This is a genomic window from Pseudomonas beijingensis, from assembly GCF_030687295.1.
GTDB lineage: Bacteria > Pseudomonadota > Gammaproteobacteria > Pseudomonadales > Pseudomonadaceae > Aquipseudomonas > Aquipseudomonas beijingensis.
The window spans coordinates 4106799-4123146 of sequence record NZ_CP117425.1; the positions used below are offsets into that span (position 1 = coordinate 4106799).

The window sequence follows — 16348 nt, forward strand, 5'->3', positions numbered from 1 at the left end:
TTACCAGCCTGATCAGAAAAGGTCACGAATACTCTCCTGTTATAGGACGAACGAGGACGCGCAATCATGAGGACGATGATGTGAAAAAATTGCCCCCGCTTCGTCAAACCCCCGTGTTCAAGCGGCGCAAGGCCATTAATTTTTTTTCATCCGGTTCGTTTTCAAGGTAGGCACATTCCGGTTCAGCACGCGGCGTGTGATTTCCCAGGCGGGCCGAGTGTTTGTCGACTGGCGCAGCGGCAGCCGTCCTGGTCTCTGAAGTTTTCATCAGGAGTGAACGTGAGAATGTCCGGGCAGTTATCGAGGGTTGGCCTTGCAGGCGCTTTTCTGGGGATCGCCCTCGGGCTCAGCCCCGTGGTCAATGCGCAGGACGATGGACAGCAGGCCAGCGCCGAGATCCGTCGCACCCGGTTTGGCGTGCCACATATCCGGGCTCAGGACGAACGTGGACTGGGTTATGGCATCGGTTATGCCTATGCCCAGGACAATCTGTGCCTGCTGGCCAATGAGATCGTCACGGTCAATGCCCAGCGCTCGCGTTACTTCGGGCCCGAGCAGGTCACGGTCGAGCAGCGGGAGAACCGCGCCAGCGATCTGTTTTTCAGCTGGCTCAACACACCGCAAGCGGTCTCCGGTTTCTGGCAGGCCCAGACGCCTCAAGTGCAACAACTGGTTGAAGGCTATGCGGCGGGCTACAACCGTGCGTTGGCCGAGCGCAAGGCCAAGGGCCTGCCTGAGCAATGCGCCAGTGAGTGGGTGCGGCCGATCACCGCGCTGGACCTGGTCAAATTGACCCGTCGCTTGTTGGTGGAAGGCGGCGTCGGCCAGTTCGCCGAAGCCCTGGCTGGCGCACAACCGCCCCGGGCGACGGCACTCGCCACTGCTCCGGCCGCGAGTTTCGCCGCTGCCGCGACCCGGCAGCAGCGTTTTGCCCTGGAGCGCGGCAGCAATGCCCTGGCCATCGGCAGTGAGCGCTCGTTTAATGGTCGCGGCATGTTGCTGGCGAACCCGCATTTTCCGTGGGTGGGCGGCATGCGTTTCTACCAGATGCACCTGACCATTCCCGGCAAGCTGGACGTCATGGGCGCGGCGCTGCCGGGCCTGCCGATGATCAACATCGGTTTCAGCCAACACCTGGCCTGGACCCACACCGTCGACAGCTCAAAGCATTTCACCTTGTATCGGCTGCAACTGGACCCGAAAGACCCGACCCGCTACCTGCTCGATGGCGAATCCGTGCCGATGAGCCAGCAGACGGTCGCGGTGGACATCAAGCAACCCGACGGCCAGGTGCAGACGGTTTCCCGCGTGGTCTATGGCTCGCAGTTCGGCCCGATCGTGCAATGGCCCGGCCGGCTGGACTGGGACAACCGATTCGCCTACAGCCTGCGGGATGCGAACCTGGAAAACGATCGTGTGCTGGCCCAGTGGTACGCCATGAACAAGGCCGTCACGCTCAAGGATTTGCAGGACGCCGTCCATAAGATTCAGGGCATTCCCTGGGTCAATACCCTGGCGGTGGACGACCAGGGGCAAAGCCTCTACATGAACGTGTCGGTGGTGCCGAACGTCGACGCCGACAAACTGGCCCGGTGCAGTGACCCCCGGGCCGGGCTGCAACTGATCGTGCTGGATGGCAGTCGCAGCGAATGCGCCTGGGGCAACGATTCCAATGCAGTGCAAAAGGGCATTTATGCCGCCGACAAGCTCCCGCAGTTGCTGCGCCGCGATTATGTGCAGAACTCCAACGATTCGGCCTGGATGGTCAACCCTGCACAGCCGTTGTCCGGCTATTCCCCGGTGATCAGCCAGCAAGGCCAGCCGCTGGGCCTGCGGGCGCGTTTTGCGCTGCAGCGGTTGGGCCAGTTGGCCAAGGCCGGGCCGGTGAAGGTGGAGGATTTGCAGCGGATGGTCATGGACGATCAGGTGTACCTGGCTGACCAGGTGATGCCGGACCTGCTCGGCGTTTGCGCCGGTGACCTGGGGCCCGATGCGTCGGCATTGGCCGAGGCCTGCGCCAGCCTCAAGGCCTGGGATCGCAAGGCCGGCCTGAACAGCGGTGTGGGGTTCGTACATTTCCAGCAGATCATGGAACGGCTGCAGGCGCTGCCTGATTCGTGGCGCGTTGCGTTCGATCCCAAAGATCCGCAACACACCCCGCGGGGCCTGGCGATCGAGCGACCACCGGTGCTCAAGGCTGTGCGCGAAGCCATGTTGGCTTCGGTTGCGGCCGTGAAGGTTGCGGGGTTGTCGAAGGACAGCCGATGGCAAGACGTCCAGGTGGCCAGCAGCGGCAGCCGACAGACGCCGATCCATGGCGGCCCCGGGGAGTTGGGCATCTATAACGCGATCCAGAGCGTGCCGGGGGCGAACGGCAAATGGGAGGTAGTCAGTGGTACCAGCTACCTGCAAGTGGTGACGTTTGACGGTAAAGATCCGCAAGCCCAGGGATTGTTGGCGTTCTCCATTTCCAGCGACCCCGCTTCACCTTATTCGGCCGACCAGACCCAGGCGTTTTCGCAGAAACAGTGGAGTGTGCTGCCCTTCACCGAGCAGCAGATCAAGGCCGATCCGGACTATCGGGCCGTGATTATCCGTGAGCGTGATGAGGCGGGCAGGGTGGCGACGCAATAACCGCTGTTGTACTTGCAGGCGAAGGGGCAGTCACATTCAAAATGGATGCAGGTTGACCCTCCGTCATCGCGAGCAAGCTCTGCTCCCACAGGAGATTTTTGGCGTTTGGGAAACTACAGGCCGGCAGCGATCCAAACTGTGGGAGCGAGCTTGCTCGCGATGAGAGCGGCACATTCAAAATCCAGTCAGACTGATCCACCGCTACCGCGAGCAAGCTTTGCTCCCACAGGGGACGCAATTATTGGGCCGGCCGCTGCCCGATGGAATTGAGCACCGGGTTGCCGTCCTTGTTCTGGGTCAGGTAGACCGGCAGGACTTTGGGCAACGAAGCCACGAGGTTTTGCACTTCGCTGATGTTGTACACACCGCAGACTCGCAGGCCGCCGGTGCTGTTGTCAGCCAGCATGACGGGACGCTCGAGGTAGCGGTTGATCAGCGGCAGCGCATCGCTCAGGGCCAGGTCATCCAACACCAACTTACCGTTGCGCCACGCCAGCGAGCTGTCATTGGGGGCTGTCTCGCGGACTTGGGGGTGGTGGTCGCCCGCCTTGTAGCTCGCCTGCATGCCCGGCGAAAGTTGCAGGCCGTTACGGGTGAGCGCCTGGTTGCTGGTGACCCTGACCGAACCTTCCACCAGGGTAATCCGCACCTGGTCCTGGTACATCCAGACGTTGAAGCGCGTACCGGTCACACGCACCTGGCCTTGGGCGGCGCGCACGACAAACGGATGCTGTTTGTCATGGCTGACGTCAAAAAACGCCTCGCCCTTTTCCAGGGTCACCCGGCGTTCGTTTTTGTAGTTGGCAAAGGTCAGCTCACTGCCCAGGTTGAGCTCCACCTGGCTGCCGTCCCCCAGGGTGATATGACGCACGCTCGTGCCGGCTTCGAACCGCTCGTAGGAATTGGCAATCCAGTTCAGGTTCCAGCCGGTGTAGGCGGCCACGGGCAGGCCGACGACGAACACCGCGGCGGCGACAGCCAACCGGCTCCAGCGCGACCGGGGTCTGGACGCTGGAGTGACGGCGGCTGCCTTGACACGTGGCAGATGATCGGCAACGTCCCAGATTTCCAGCATGGCTTCGTATTCGAACGCATGCAGGGGATCGGCATCATGCCACTGCTTGAATGCCTGCCGTTCGGCATCGGTGCAGTCGACGGCATGCAGTCGCATACACCAATGAGCTGCGGCATCGGTAATGGCGTCGTATTCGGCTTCCGAGAGGGTATGTTCGGTCATTGATTCGTCCTGGTTTGCCGCATTCTAACCTTCGGCATGAGCTGCCGAGAACTGCCGTCATGGCGTTTACGCATCAATGAGCGTGTTTTTTTGCTCAAACACGGGGGCATGGCCTACCGTCGCATACCTGGCGTGAAAAAAAGATCAAATAACCCTTTGCCCAGATCACTGCACCGCAAGTTGCCGGGAAGGGCGCACATCGAGTTGCCGCCCTAATTCGCAAATCAAGAGCGTGATCGAGTCGGCGTTGCGAAGTATGACGTCGATGCGCTTGTCCGGCAAAATCGGATCCAGAAAAGCATCGCGAGCGTGATCCATGGTTTTGGCGCCGGTTATCTTCAGGATCTCCTGAGTTGTCTCTTTGTATAAAGGCAGCAGCTCCACCTTCTTGTCGGTGTTGTCTGCGCTATCCCATTGCGTGAACAGTTTGGGTTTTGGGGTGGTCAGCGAAAGTCCGTTGAGCTGCAGGTCCTTTTGCTTGTCGTATTGTATTTGCCCTAGATAAGTCGCTGTTGAAATCAAGTCGAGGAATGGCAGTACCGAGTCCAGATAGGCGATGTCAAAGGTATTGAACAACTGATGGGAAATTTCATGGATGAAGGTCGCTCCCTGGGCATGGGCATCGACATTAAAGGTGTCGGGCACGACGGACTTGTACCAATCCAGTCCCATGTCGAAGAAAAACTGGGTGAGGTAGATTCTTCCCACCGCCGCCGGTTCGAGAACGAACGCAGTCGCCCTGTCCTCCAGGTATTTGAGGTTGCCGATAACGATGCGGTCCGCATTTTGCAGTTCCCAGGAGGGATCGGCCAATGCCTGGCATATCGGCGAGATTGCTGTCTCTATTTTGCTGATAAGACGGGCGTCGACGCTGCTGACACCAAAAAACAGTTTAAGGTATCTGTCCAGTCGAGAGCCCGGAAGAACCTGTTGCTTGAGTTGATGGAGATTGTACAGGGCATTGAACGAGTAGAACCGCGCCGTCTCCAGCGCCTGCACGATTGCATTTGCCCGGTGCGGATATTTCCGACGTATCTCAGCCATGCCTCGCGCTTCAATATTCAATGAACCTTTGGCTTTGAAGTCGCTATAGGTAATAGCCATCTTCGACCCAGCCTTGCCAAAACGGACGGTTTGGCGCTGTGGGTCGATCCCCCATGTCCGGCCGTCCGAGGACTTTTTCAACAACGGCCCTTCACCGTGCTCATGAATGATTCGCCAGGCTTGGTCGGCTTTTGCCACTTGAAAGACTTTGCCGGCCAAGGGGATATAAAGCTTGCCGTTTTCTATGGCTTTGTACGTTCCCTCAGCCAGGTTTCTTTGCAGGTCAGATAGGCTGACACCCGTGGCTTCGAAGACGCCCAGGTCGGTACGCAGTTGACCGGTGGAAGCGATGTCCTTCCAGTTGAGCGTCGACGGGACACTCGGCAAGGCCGGTCCAACGGGATCGAGCAGGCCGAATGTATCGTCGCGATTGAGCAGGCCCAGCGACACCATCTCGGCGGCGCCGGCGATGAAGTTGTGCAAGCCGGTTTTCCAGTCATGCGCTTGCAGGGCCTCGGAAGACGCCTTGAAGTCCTGGTAGCTTTCCCACAGCGTCTCTATGAACGTCAGTTTGCCCGGCAACTGTCTTCCCACTAACCGGATGCCCGAGCTGAACAGGTGCAAGGCAGTGGTCCAGTCGAATTGGCGCTTGTCCTGCGCCTGGGAACTCAACAGCTCTGCCAGCAACTTCGTGTTGTCATCGAACAGCGTGTCGAGCAGGTTGGTGCGGATAGGGTTGGAACCCAGGGTGATTTCCGAAAGGTGCCCAAGTGTCGAGGCGAACAGGTTCCTGAAAATGGCTTGCTGGTTCTCGGGAAGCCGGCGGATCAGCAGGTCCTGGAGCGCGCCGGGCGTGTTGAAGGCCGCGACCACGCTCGCTTCGTCCTTGAACTCGGTGAAGCAATGACCCGAGTGATAAGGGGAATACAGGACAAGGGGGTTGGTTGCCTGGGCGCTCGAACCCACCAGGTAGAGCCCCAATGCCTTGACCGCCGCCGCGCCGCCGGTCTTGATCAGCTCCACGGGGCGAAACAGCGCGCTGGCGCCTTCAACCGCACTGCGGGCTATGGCGTCCGGCATATCCAGTACCTGGCGAATCAGGTCGAAGGCCTTGCTGGAGAGATGTTGCTGTAGGTGCCGTGCGTGAGCGTGTTGCAGCAGTTGCCAGGGTAATTGTTGACGGAACCGGCGCTTCCTTTGCTGGACTGGCGCGCCAGAGCCGGAAAGCGTGTCCACGACCTGTGTTTTATAGGCGGTGGAAATATCCAATGACGACAATATTTGCCTGACCGCCGTCTCGTTCAAGCCGTCAGGCAGTTTGCGCGGGGCGGTCGACGAAACCTTGAAGCCGTTTCGGGTCACATCGACGTGGTTCAAGGCAAAGTCGGTCAAGGCGCTGGCCGGCCCCACGACGGCAAGGTTCGGTGTGATCTGGAGGGTGTCGGGGTCGAGGTTTTTTCCAGGGAAGCGTGCGTCCAGTAACGCCCTGAGCTTTTTATGCACGTGGGTGCGCAATGGCTCGATACCGTCCAGGTAGTCCTTGGCATCGACCACGCTGTTCTTGTATTGCTCGAGCAGTTCGATATGCAAGCGTCGATCTTCCAGGGACGCCGTGCCGAGCCAGGCGGGCAGTTTCTGTTGTCGCCTGTTGGCTTGGGCGATGTCCACGGCGCGCTTCAGGTTGGTGGGTGCGCCTTTGGCCAGCAAGGCGTCGAGACTGTTGCGCAACGCCGATCCGCTGAGTTTCCAATCCCCAACTTTTAATGTGCTCAAGTAACTGCGCTCGGCCTTGAACTGTTCGATGAACGACTTCATCCGATTGACCAGCACATTGTCTTCCAGCAGTTCATAGGCCTGGAGCTGGTAGCGTCCGTGGGGTATGCGTTGCGCGGGCGCCAGGTTCGACAGCCAGGCAAAGCGTTTTCGAGTGTTCAGCAGATTCTTGTTCAACTGCTCCGTGGCCAGGTCGACGCTCGTAAAAGCCTGTAGGCCGCTGGTGGGGGACCAAAGGATGGCCATGCCCGAGTAGGGGGTATCCAGACCGCCGCGCTCGGTCAGTAAAAAGCAGTTGGGCAGGCGCAGGGAAACCGCGCGCCCCTCAGCGTGGCACGTCAGCTTCAACGAATAGACATCCGGTCGAAAGCCTCTGACGCCCAGGCGCTGCGTACGGTCCGGGTGGTCGGCGTCATGGGCGAAAACGTTCCTGATCAAGTCATGGGCGGCTGCCGGTAGCGTTCCGTCACGTTCTCTGAGTTCGGCCTCGGCGCGCAGGCCCAGTGAGAAAGCGTTGGTCAGTTCAGGCAGCAGCTTGTCCAGCCCGCTTTGCAGCGCGGCCGTGTTGGCGGGCGGCAACTGGATGAAGCGGGTGTGAAAAGTGTCTTCGACATCGGTGTAGCTCTTGATCTTCCTCTCCAGTTGGTCGGCCATGAAGTTGGACGGTCGCAGCTCTCCGTAAAACGCCGGTCGCGTGCCCCAATGCCCATCGGTTTTCTGATCCAGCAGGCTTTTGTTGATCAAGGTGCGGATATCCAGCGCCTTGTCGATGAGTGAGTGGAGGTTGACGTCGCCCTGGCGGGACATTTCCAGCGCGTAGTGAAGATTGTCCAGTTGCTTGGCAATGATCCCGTCAGCCAGGGTCTCGGCCACCGGCAAGTCCACTGATTCGCCTGACACTTGCGGCTGGTCGAAGCGCAGGAAACGGTTACGTTCCTCCAGGCTCAAGAGGTTGTAGAGCGCTTGCCTGGGCTCGGTGTGGGCGGGGGTGTTGAGCAACGCGTCCTTGAAACCCAGGTAATTGGCGACTTTTTGCAGGCCGTGGTTGGGGGTGTAGAGGTAATGGTCCTTGCCGCTGATCATCAACGAACCGGCCAATTCGACGAAGTGCGGTTGATATTCCCAGAGACGAATCGTTTCGATGAACAGCAGTGGTTCGTCCCGACGGGAGGGCCTGAACAGGCGAAGCAGTTCCTGGTTTTGCGCTTCGGTCAGTTGCCCTTTCTCGCGCGCGATCAGGATCGCGGCCCGCAATGCGTCACGAATGACCCGGGCAAGAAAGTCGCGGCGCGACCGGTGGAACGGGCTGTTCGCCTGCCAGTAGGTATTGATGTATTGGCTGAGTGTGGGGATCAGGTTCCTGGCCGTGGCCTTGATGATGCCTTCCCATTGTTGCGCTGTGTGTGTGCTCGTGCCGGGGTGAGTCAGGTCGACGTCATGCCCGGCGGGCCAGCCCTGATGGTGGAAGTACACCAGCACGGCGTCGCTCAGCGCAATGCTTTCAGTGACTGGGATTGCGTGGGTATCGCCCAGCGGGACGCCTTTGCGCAGGGCTACGCGGGCCTGTCGTTGATCGAAGTTGGGCAGCTGTTCGTTCAACGCCTGGTCCAGCATTGAGGTCAGTGTGGGCAGTTTGATCAGCTCATCCACCATGGCCAGGGCATTGAGGCTCTGGGCGTATTCGATGGCTTCGATCTGCGCCTTGAAAACGTCTGCGTTGATGATCTGGCTGGTTTGGGTGATGTCGTTTGTGCTGTTCAGTTCGCTGCGCTGGGAAATCGACAGGTAGCGAAAAAGATCGTCGCGCCCCGCGGTGTCCTGCAGCATCTCATCGATCTTGTTTTCGAGGGCGTGCGAGTCGTTGAATTTGCGGATCCCTCTGTCCGGTGTGTAAAGGAAGGCGGGCTTGACGTCGCTATCTGGCAGGGCCTTGAGGGTAAAGCAGCCGGCCAATGGGATCGGCACCTTGTTGTCGGCTTGGAGCAGAATCGTTTCGGCGGCCATCGGCGGCGTCTGCGCCGCACGTTGCGTATGGCTGGGCAGGGCGACATGGTGCAACCAGTCGAGGTCGGCCTGGGTCAGCCTATGAAGCGCGTTCAACTCATCCAGGCGAGTGGCGTTCAATATCTCGGGAAATAGCAGTGGCGTGGTTTCAGTGGTCATCGTTGCTTCTCGATCAAGGCGCCGCAAGACGGCGCGGAAGCGGCCAGACTAGGCAACGATGGATGGGCAACGGTGGTACATAGTTATTGCACGCAGGACTTCTTTGATCTGCGCTGGGGAAGGATTGACAGTGCGCGCCTGAAACAGTGTTTAATCACCGGGCGGGTCCTTTACGCTGTCGCTACCTCCAACAATCATTCCGGAGCTTCAGATGTCTGCGCCATCCGATCATGCCGCTTCTTGCACCCTGTCCTTCGATGCTCTGGTGAGCTTGCTGGAGAAGATTTTCCTGCGTCATGGCACGTCGACCGACGTCGCCCGGTGCCTTGCTGAAAACTGCGCCGGGGCCGAGCGCGACGGTGCCCATAGCCATGGGGTGTTTCGCCTGCCCGGTTATGTCTCGACGCTGAACAGTGGTTGGGTCAATGGCAAGGCCGTGCCAGTGGTCGAAGACGTGGCGTCAGGGTTCGTCGCGGTGGATGCCGGTAATGGCTTTGCCCAGCCAGCCTTGGCTGCGGCGCGGCCATTGCTGGTGGAAAAGGCCCGCAGCGCCGGCATCGCCGTCCTGGCCATTCGCAATTCCCATCACTTCGCGGCGCTCTGGCCGGATGTCGAGCCGTTTGCCTACGAGGGCCTGGTGGCGTTGAGCGTGGTCAACAGCATGACGTGCGTGGTGCCCCATGGCGCGGATCGTCCATTGTTCGGCACCAACCCCATCGCCTTTGCCGCGCCACGAGCCGACGGTGAGCCGATTGTCTTCGACCTGGCGACCAGCGCCATCGCCCACGGCGATGTGCAGATTGCCGCGCGCAAGGGCGAGTTGCTGCCGCCGGGCATGGGGGTGGATAGCCTTGGCCAACCGACCCGCGATCCCAAGGCGATTCTCGAAGGCGGCGCGCTCCTGCCGTTTGGTGGGCACAAGGGTTCGGCGCTGTCGATGATGGTCGAGTTACTGGCGGCCGCCCTGACAGGCGGGAATTTTTCCTTCGAGTTCGACTGGAGCAATCATCCGGGCGCCAAGACGCCATGGACCGGCCAGCTGTTGATCGTGATCGACCCCAGCAAGGCCGCCGGGCAAGACTTCGCCGAGCGCAGCCGGGAACTGGTCAGGCAGATGCATGGCGTCGGGCTGCGGCGGTTGCCGGGCGACCGTCGTCATCGCGAGCGCAGCAAGGCCAATGAGCAGGGGATTACCCTGGATGAGCAGACATTGGCGCAGTTGCGGGAATTGGCGGGCATTTGAACCTCCGGCGGTGGCAGCCAGTGTGGTTGCCATCGGCGTTTATCACGGCTCCGCGTCAGTGCCTTGCCGTGACACGTTGCGCCAAGCCTTCTACTATGACGGCTTCTTTTCTCTGGAATCGCCTGGATGAGTAAGCCCGGCCAAACGGTGCTGGTTGCGCTGCGCAAGATGATCGCCTCGGGTGAGCTGGCCGCTGGCGAGCGCTTGATGGAAATCCCCACGGCCGAGTTGTTCGGCGTTTCGCGCATGCCGGTGCGCATGGCGTTCCGCACCCTGGAGCAGGAAGGGCTGCTGGTGCGTTTTGGCGGGCGAGGGTTCCAGGTGCGTTCGGTCAGCGCCGAGCAAATCGCCGGGGCCGTGGAGGTACGTGGCGTGCTGGAGGGCCTGGCGGCACGGCAGACGGCCGAGCATGGTTTGTCTGAAGAAGCGCGCGCGATACTCGAGCAATGCCTGGTGCAGGGCGATGAACTGTTCGCCAAAGGTTATGTGACCGAGGATGACCTGGAGGTCTATCACGACCTCAACATGCGCTTTCATCAGGTGATTGTCGAAGGCAGCCACAACCCGGCGATCGCCGACGCCCTGGCGCGCAACGATCATCTGCCATTCGCCTCAGTCACCGCCCTGGCGGTGGACCGCCAGAACATGGCCGGCGAGTTTCGCCGCTTCAACTATGCCCACATGCAACACCATTCCGTGTTCGACGCACTGATCAATCGTCAGAGCGGCCGTGCCGAGGCGATCATGCGCGAGCATGCCAATGCGACCCTGCGCTACGCCGAAGTGTTCGGCTCGGCATTGGCTGACGAGCGGATGACGGTGATTCTGCGTTCGGAGTAACCCGCCCGGTTGCAGGTAACGGCTGGACTGTCATTCACCATAAATCCCCTGTGGGAGCGAGCTTGCTCGCGATTGCAGTGTGTCAGTCGCCATCAATGTTGCTGAGCCGACGCCATCGCGAGCAAGCTCGCTCCCACAATGGTTTTCGTGTGATTGGAGGACTTGTACTCACCACAAGTCCCCTGTGGGAGCGAGCTTGCTCGCGATTGCAGTGTGTCAGTCGCCATCAATGTTGCTGAGCCGACGCCATCGCGAGCAAGCTCGCTCCCACAATGGTTTTCGGGTGATTGTAGGACTTGTACTCACCACAAGTCCCTGTGGAGCGAGCTTGCTCGCGATTGCAGTGTGTCAGTCGCCATCAATGTTGCTGAGCTGACGCCATCGCGAGCAAGCTCGCTCCCACAATGGTTTTCGGGTGATTGGAGGACTTGTACTCACCACAAGTCCCCTGTGGGAGCGAGCTTGCTCGCGATTGCAGTGTGTCAGTCGCCATCAATGTTGCTGAGCCGACGCCATCGCGAGCAAGCTCGTTCCCACAATGGTTTTCGGGTGATTGTAGGACTTGTACTCACCACAAGTCCCCTGTGGGAGCGAGCTTGCTCGCGATTGCAGTGTGTCAGTCGCCATCAATGTTGCTGAGCTGACGCCATCGCGAGCAAGCTCGCTCCCACAATAATTTTCGGGTGATTGGAGGATTTGTATTCACCACAAATCCCCTGTGGGAGCGAGCTTGCTCGCGATTGCGGTGTGTCAGTCGCCATCAATGTTGCTGAGCTGACGCCATCGCGAGCAAGCTCGCTCCCACAGTGTTCCGTGTTGTTTCAGATGTTAGAGGTCTAGCACCAACATCGGGGTCTTCGATCTGGAGCAACATGGGGTGAACTGGTCGTTGCAGGCCTGCTCAGCTTCGGTCAGAAACATGTCCCGATGTTCCGGCACACCTTCCAGCACCCGCGTCAGGCAGGTGCCGCACACGCCTTGTTCGCATGAGATCGGAATCTCGATGCCATGGCTCTCCAGCACCTGCACCACGCTGCGGTCCGCCGGCACGTCGAACACCTCGCCGCTGCGCGCGAGCTTGACTGAAAAACTGCCGTCGGCGCGGGTGTCGGTAGGGGCGGCGGCGAAGTATTCGCGGTGCAGGCGGTCTTCCTGCCAGCCCTGGCCCTTGGCGGTGTCGAGCACGTGCTGCATGAAACCACCGGGCCCGCACACGTAGAGATGCAGGTCGTTATCGGGTGCGGCCAACACCCTGGCGGCGTCCAGCAGGGTTTCTGGTTCTTCATCGAAATGCAGAAACACCCGGTCAGCGTAAGGGGCTTGGAGCAGGCGTTCGACAAAGGCCGCACGGTCTCGGGAGCGGGCACAGTAATGCAGCTCGAACGTCGCACCGCTCTGGGCCAGGTGCTCGGCCATGCACAGGATTGGCGTAATGCCGATGCCTCCGGCAAACAGCAGGCTGCGTCGGGCGTGGGGAGCAAGCGAGAACAGGTTGCGTGGTTCGCTGATGTGCAAGCGCATGCCGGGCTGGATCTGTTCGTGCAAGCTGCGCGAACCACCGCGGGACGCCGGGTCCTTGAGCACGCCAATGAGGTAGCGATGCCGTTCCTCGGGATGATTGCACAGCGAGTACTGGCGAATCAGCCCACCGGGCAAGTGCACGTCGACATGGGCACCGGCGGTGAAGGCCGGCAATGGCTCGCCGTCGACACGGGTCAGTTCGTAGCTACAGATATCGAGGGCTTCGTTGTGTCGCGCCGTGACCTGGACTTCGATCATGGCCGTTGCTCCGCCGGTTGCGGCTGATGACTGCTGGCGATCAAGCCGGCTTGAGGCTCGCGCTCCCGTGCGATCCAGCGCTCCAGCACCCGCCGGGACTGCACGCCGCCGGCATCGATGTTGAGCTTGAGCAAGTTGCGCTGCGGGTGGTCCAGCAGGTTGCGCTGCTGGCGTTCGAGCATTTCCAGGTCTTCGCTGAAAATCTTGCCTTGGCCTTCGCGAATGGACGCGGTGAGGGCTTCATCCTGCGGTTGGAAGTGCCGGGCCATGCCCCAGAAATACCAGATCGAGGTTTCGGTTTCCGGCGTGATGAAATCCACCACGATGCTCGACGCCTTGAATTGCGGCGCGGCGTGATAACCGCCGTTGCCGGCGTGGGCCACGCCCACTTCGATCAACACATGGCTGGGCGGGGTGAAACGGCAGATCTGCCAGCGGTCCACCGGCACGTCATCGGCCAGGTTGTTGCCGCGCAAGGCCATGCGCCAGAACGGCGGGGCCATGATGTTTTCCATATGCCGGGCGGTGACCACTTCATCACCTTCGACGGTGGTCACCGGCGGCGCCTCGTCGATTTCCTTCTGGCCGATGCTCGAGGCGTGGACATAGGTTTCGTGGGTCAGGTCCATCAGGTTGTCGATCATCAGGCGATAATCGCACTGGATGTGGAACAGGCCACCACCGTAGGCCCATTCATCGCTTTCAGCCCATTCCAGGTGATGGATCAGTGCCGGGTCCGCCAGCGCCTGGTCACCGGGCCAGACCCAAATGAAGCCATACCGTTCCTGCACCGCAAAGGTCTTGTTGCAGGGGAATCCCCGTACCCGTTGCCCCGGCATCTCGACGGTCTTGCCATCACCACCCATCACCAACCCGTGATAGCCGCATACCAGGTTGCCGTTTTCGACGTACCCCAAGGAAAGCGGGGCGCCGCGATGGGGACAGAAGTCTTCCACGGCTGCGACCTTGCCTGCATGCCCCCGGTAGAAAACCATCTTTTCACCACAAATCTGGCGACCCAGGGGTTTGTCGGCGATTTCATCGGGGGTGCAGGCAACGTACCAGGCGTTTTTGGGGTACATGACGGATCTCCAGGCGGATGTTGTTTTTATCTGTGGATCCATTAACTCTCTTAACTAATTTCGTTGTCAACGGTTTTGCTGGGTAAATTGACGATTGGCTATCTCAGTGGATCCATTGATGAGTCGTTGGGGCGATCATTTAAACCGACAGGCCGCCGGCATCCAGGGCTTCAATGAACGGCAGCAGGTGCGCTATGGTTCGCAGAACGAAGTATTCCTGGACCTGCTGGGCGGGTGTCTGATTGTCTCGCGGGCTTGTTGCTGCACAACACGGAGTGATGCATGAAGACCAAAGCGGTACTCACTGAGCAGGACGTTGCGCAATTGCTGGTGGCGGCCAAGGAGCTGGCTCACCAGCGTCAATGGGCGGTGTCGGTTTGTGTGGTGGATGACGGGGGACATCCCCTCGGGCTGCTGCGCCTGGACGATGCCTCGCCGTTATCGGCCTACATCGCCACCGAAAAAGCCCGCACGGCTGCCATGGGCCGGCGCGACAGCAAGGTGTTCGAGGACATGATCAATGGCGGTCGCTACGCGTTTCTCAGTGCTCCGCATCTGCAGGGCATGCTGGAGGGAGGGGTGGCGATCCGCCATGACGGCCAGTGCATTGGGGCTATCGGGGTGTCTGGGGTCAAGGCTGAGCAGGATGCTGAATTGGCTCGTTTGGCGGTGGAGACGGTATTGCCGGTGATCACTCCGGATGCCTGACGACGGAACCAGGTCTGTGAAGTTAGTTACCCTGTGGGAGCGAGCCTGCTCGCGAAGGCGGTCTCACAGATGATGACGATGTTTGATGTGCCGGCCTCATCGCGAGCAAGCTCGCTCCCACAGTGGGATTCACAGGGAAATGCCGATCTTGTGAACACCACAAAAAAACTGTGGGAGCGAGCTTGCTCGCGATAGCGGTGGGTCAGTCGACTTGTGTATTTACAGACTGAGCGCCCTCGCTAGCAAGTCCGCTCCCCACAGGGTTTGCACAAATCTTCCAGACACGCTCCTGATCAGCAGTTAATCTGCCAAGAGCACATTCGTTAAACGGGACAGGGCATGACAGCGCGCAACTGGATCGATCTCAAGCAGGACGCCACGTCCGGTATCGAGACCGTGCGTGCGCATTTCGAGGGTCATGCCTATGATCCCCATTGGCATGACACCTACCTGGTGGGAGTGACCGAGCAGGGCGTGCAGCAGTTTCATTGCCGCCGCCAGCAGCACAACAGCACGCCGGGCAAGGTGTTCCTGCTTGAGCCCGGTGAGTTGCATGACGGCAACGCGCCCCATGACCACGGGTTTACCTACCGCACGTTGTACCTGGAACCCCAATGGTTGGAGCGCGAGTTGCGTTCCTTGTTCGACGTAGCGCCGGACAACGCCCAATTGGGGTTCGCCGCCACCTTGACCGACGATGCGCGGCTGGCGAGTGCCACGGCCTTGGCCTTCCAGAGCCTGCATGAGCAGGAGATCCGCATCGTGCGCCAAACGGCCCTCGATACCTTGTTGGCCAACCTGACCCAACACCTGCACTGGCGAGCACGGATCAACCCCGACCCGCGGTTGCCATTGGTGGCGCAGCAAGCCCGGGATTATCTGCACAGCCACCTGAGCGACGACGTCGGCCTGGATGACCTGGCGCGGGTCACCGGCGTGGATCGTTTTCGCCTGAGCCGTGCGTTCAAGGCCGCTTTCGGCCTGGCGCCCCATGCCTATCTGATCCAGTTGCGCCTGGCCCGGGCCCGGCGTTTGCTGGCTTCTGGCGAGAGTGCCGGTACGGTGGCGGCCATGCTCGGTTTTGCCGACCAGAGCCACTTGGGCCGCTGGTTCCAGCGCGCCTATCGCCTGAGCCCGGCGGACTACCGTAAGCGCTGCTCAATTGTTCCAGACTGACCACGACTTCCCAGGGATGATCAAACGATCGATCATCCACCGAGAAGTCGCTCCATGGACCAGTTACTGCCGTTTGCCCTATTCGCGTTTGTCGCCTCCATCACCCCGGGTCCGACCAATATCCTGGTGCTGAGCCATAGCTCGCGCTTCGGCCTGGCAACCACCTTGCCGATCATCCTCGGCGCCTGTGCTGCAGCGGCCTTGCTGGTGCTTCTGGTCGGCACCGGGCTGGGGGATGTGCTGGCGCGTCATGCCACGCTTCAAACACTGCTCTCATGGGCGGGCATCGCCTGGCTGAGTTGGATGGCCTGGCAGATTTTCCGCGCACCGGCCCAGGCCATCGACCCGGACCGCCCGGTGGAAGGCCCGCGCCTGGGCCTGGCGGGGGCGGCCGGGTTGCAATTGGTGAACCCGAAAACCTGGATGATGGCGTTGGCGGTGGTCAGCGTCTTTGCGGGGGCCGAGGCCGACCGGACCGTGCGGGTCCTCTGGCTGTCCCTGGCGTTCTTCGCCATTTCCATCCCCTGCATGACCGTCTGGGCCTACCTGGGCCGCGGCGCCGCACGGTTCTGCCGTTCCGCCGTGGCGATGGGGCGGTTCAATCGGGTCATGGCGGTGATGCTGCTGGTGTCGGCGTGGTTGACGTTGGTGATGTAGCGGCGATCGACC

Annotated in this window: 10 protein-coding genes; 6 read left to right on the forward strand and 4 right to left on the reverse strand. The window is 60.5% G+C overall.

Features of this window, described 5'->3' with window-relative positions; genetic code table 11:
* The first annotated feature begins 285 nt into the window (after positions 1 to 285).
* On the forward strand, positions 286 to 2634 hold the full coding sequence (gene pvdQ / locus PSH84_RS18530) for a bifunctional acylase PvdQ (protein WP_305481511.1): 2349 nt from the start codon (positions 286 to 288) through the stop codon (positions 2632 to 2634).
* Positions 2635 to 2872: 238 nt separating this feature from the next.
* On the opposite strand, the gene PSH84_RS18535 is transcribed toward pvdQ, so the two are convergent.
* Both PSH84_RS18535 and PSH84_RS18540 read right to left on the reverse strand, forming a co-directional pair.
* The gene (locus PSH84_RS18535; protein WP_305481512.1) at positions 2873 to 3871 is read right to left on the reverse strand and encodes a FecR family protein; all 999 of its coding nucleotides are present in this window, start codon (positions 3869 to 3871) and stop codon (positions 2873 to 2875) included.
* Positions 3872 to 4036: 165 nt separating this feature from the next.
* Positions 4037 to 8851 carry a dermonecrotic toxin domain-containing protein gene (locus tag PSH84_RS18540; protein ID WP_305481513.1) on the reverse strand — a complete coding sequence of 1605 codons (4815 nt, stop codon included), beginning with the start codon at positions 8849 to 8851 and terminating at the stop codon, positions 4037 to 4039.
* Positions 8852 to 9062: 211 nt separating this feature from the next.
* On the opposite strand from PSH84_RS18540, the gene PSH84_RS18545 reads away from it, so the two are divergent.
* Positions 9063 to 10094 (forward strand): Ldh family oxidoreductase, encoded by a 1032-nt coding sequence (locus tag PSH84_RS18545; protein WP_122568564.1) that lies wholly within the window; start codon positions 9063 to 9065, stop codon positions 10092 to 10094.
* A 126-nt stretch (positions 10095 to 10220) separates the two neighbouring features.
* Positions 10221 to 10934, forward strand: a complete 714-nt coding sequence (locus PSH84_RS18550; RefSeq protein WP_092164402.1) for a GntR family transcriptional regulator — start codon at positions 10221 to 10223, stop codon at positions 10932 to 10934.
* Positions 10935 to 11762: 828 nt separating this feature from the next.
* Here the strand turns inward: PSH84_RS18550 and PSH84_RS18555 are convergent.
* Both PSH84_RS18555 and PSH84_RS18560 read right to left on the reverse strand, forming a co-directional pair.
* The gene (locus PSH84_RS18555; protein WP_305481514.1) at positions 11763 to 12713 is read right to left on the reverse strand and encodes a PDR/VanB family oxidoreductase; all 951 of its coding nucleotides are present in this window, start codon (positions 12711 to 12713) and stop codon (positions 11763 to 11765) included.
* The gene (locus PSH84_RS18560) at positions 12710 to 13795 is read right to left on the reverse strand and encodes a Rieske 2Fe-2S domain-containing protein (protein ID WP_305471020.1); all 1086 of its coding nucleotides are present in this window, start codon (positions 13793 to 13795) and stop codon (positions 12710 to 12712) included. Before PSH84_RS18560 ends, PSH84_RS18555 begins: the two co-directional genes overlap by 4 nt.
* 282 nt (positions 13796 to 14077) lie before the next feature.
* On the opposite strand from PSH84_RS18560, the gene PSH84_RS18565 reads away from it, so the two are divergent.
* The 3 genes from PSH84_RS18565 to PSH84_RS18575 all read left to right on the forward strand — a co-directional run bounded on the left by PSH84_RS18565 (position 14078) and on the right by PSH84_RS18575 (position 16336).
* Complete coding sequence (locus PSH84_RS18565) at positions 14078 to 14503, forward strand: GlcG/HbpS family heme-binding protein (protein WP_122568567.1); 426 nt, start codon at positions 14078 to 14080, stop codon at positions 14501 to 14503.
* 339 nt (positions 14504 to 14842) lie between these two features.
* Complete coding sequence (locus tag PSH84_RS18570) at positions 14843 to 15679, forward strand: AraC family transcriptional regulator (protein WP_122568568.1); 837 nt, start codon at positions 14843 to 14845, stop codon at positions 15677 to 15679.
* A 54-nt stretch (positions 15680 to 15733) separates the two neighbouring features.
* The gene (locus PSH84_RS18575; protein WP_305471023.1) at positions 15734 to 16336 is read left to right on the forward strand and encodes a LysE family translocator; all 603 of its coding nucleotides are present in this window, start codon (positions 15734 to 15736) and stop codon (positions 16334 to 16336) included.
* Positions 16337 to 16348: the final 12 nt, after the last annotated feature.

Bases quoted from the DNA above. Each gene is read 5' to 3' on its own strand.
- pvdQ (WP_305481511.1), top strand. From the start codon at position 286: ATGTCCGGGCAGTTATCGAGGGTTGGCCTTGCAGGCGCTTTTCTGGGG.
- PSH84_RS18535 (WP_305481512.1), bottom strand. From the start codon at position 3,871: ATGACCGAACATACCCTCTCGGAAGCCGAATACGACGCCATTACCGAT.
- PSH84_RS18540 (WP_305481513.1), bottom strand. From the start codon at position 8,851: ATGACCACTGAAACCACGCCACTGCTATTTCCCGAGATATTGAACGCC.
- PSH84_RS18545 (WP_122568564.1), top strand. From the start codon at position 9,063: ATGTCTGCGCCATCCGATCATGCCGCTTCTTGCACCCTGTCCTTCGAT.
- PSH84_RS18550 (WP_092164402.1), top strand. From the start codon at position 10,221: ATGAGTAAGCCCGGCCAAACGGTGCTGGTTGCGCTGCGCAAGATGATC.
- PSH84_RS18555 (WP_305481514.1), bottom strand. From the start codon at position 12,713: ATGATCGAAGTCCAGGTCACGGCGCGACACAACGAAGCCCTCGATATC.
- PSH84_RS18560 (WP_305471020.1), bottom strand. From the start codon at position 13,795: ATGTACCCCAAAAACGCCTGGTACGTTGCCTGCACCCCCGATGAAATC.
- PSH84_RS18565 (WP_122568567.1), top strand. From the start codon at position 14,078: ATGAAGACCAAAGCGGTACTCACTGAGCAGGACGTTGCGCAATTGCTG.
- PSH84_RS18570 (WP_122568568.1), top strand. From the start codon at position 14,843: ATGACAGCGCGCAACTGGATCGATCTCAAGCAGGACGCCACGTCCGGT.
- PSH84_RS18575 (WP_305471023.1), top strand. From the start codon at position 15,734: ATGGACCAGTTACTGCCGTTTGCCCTATTCGCGTTTGTCGCCTCCATC.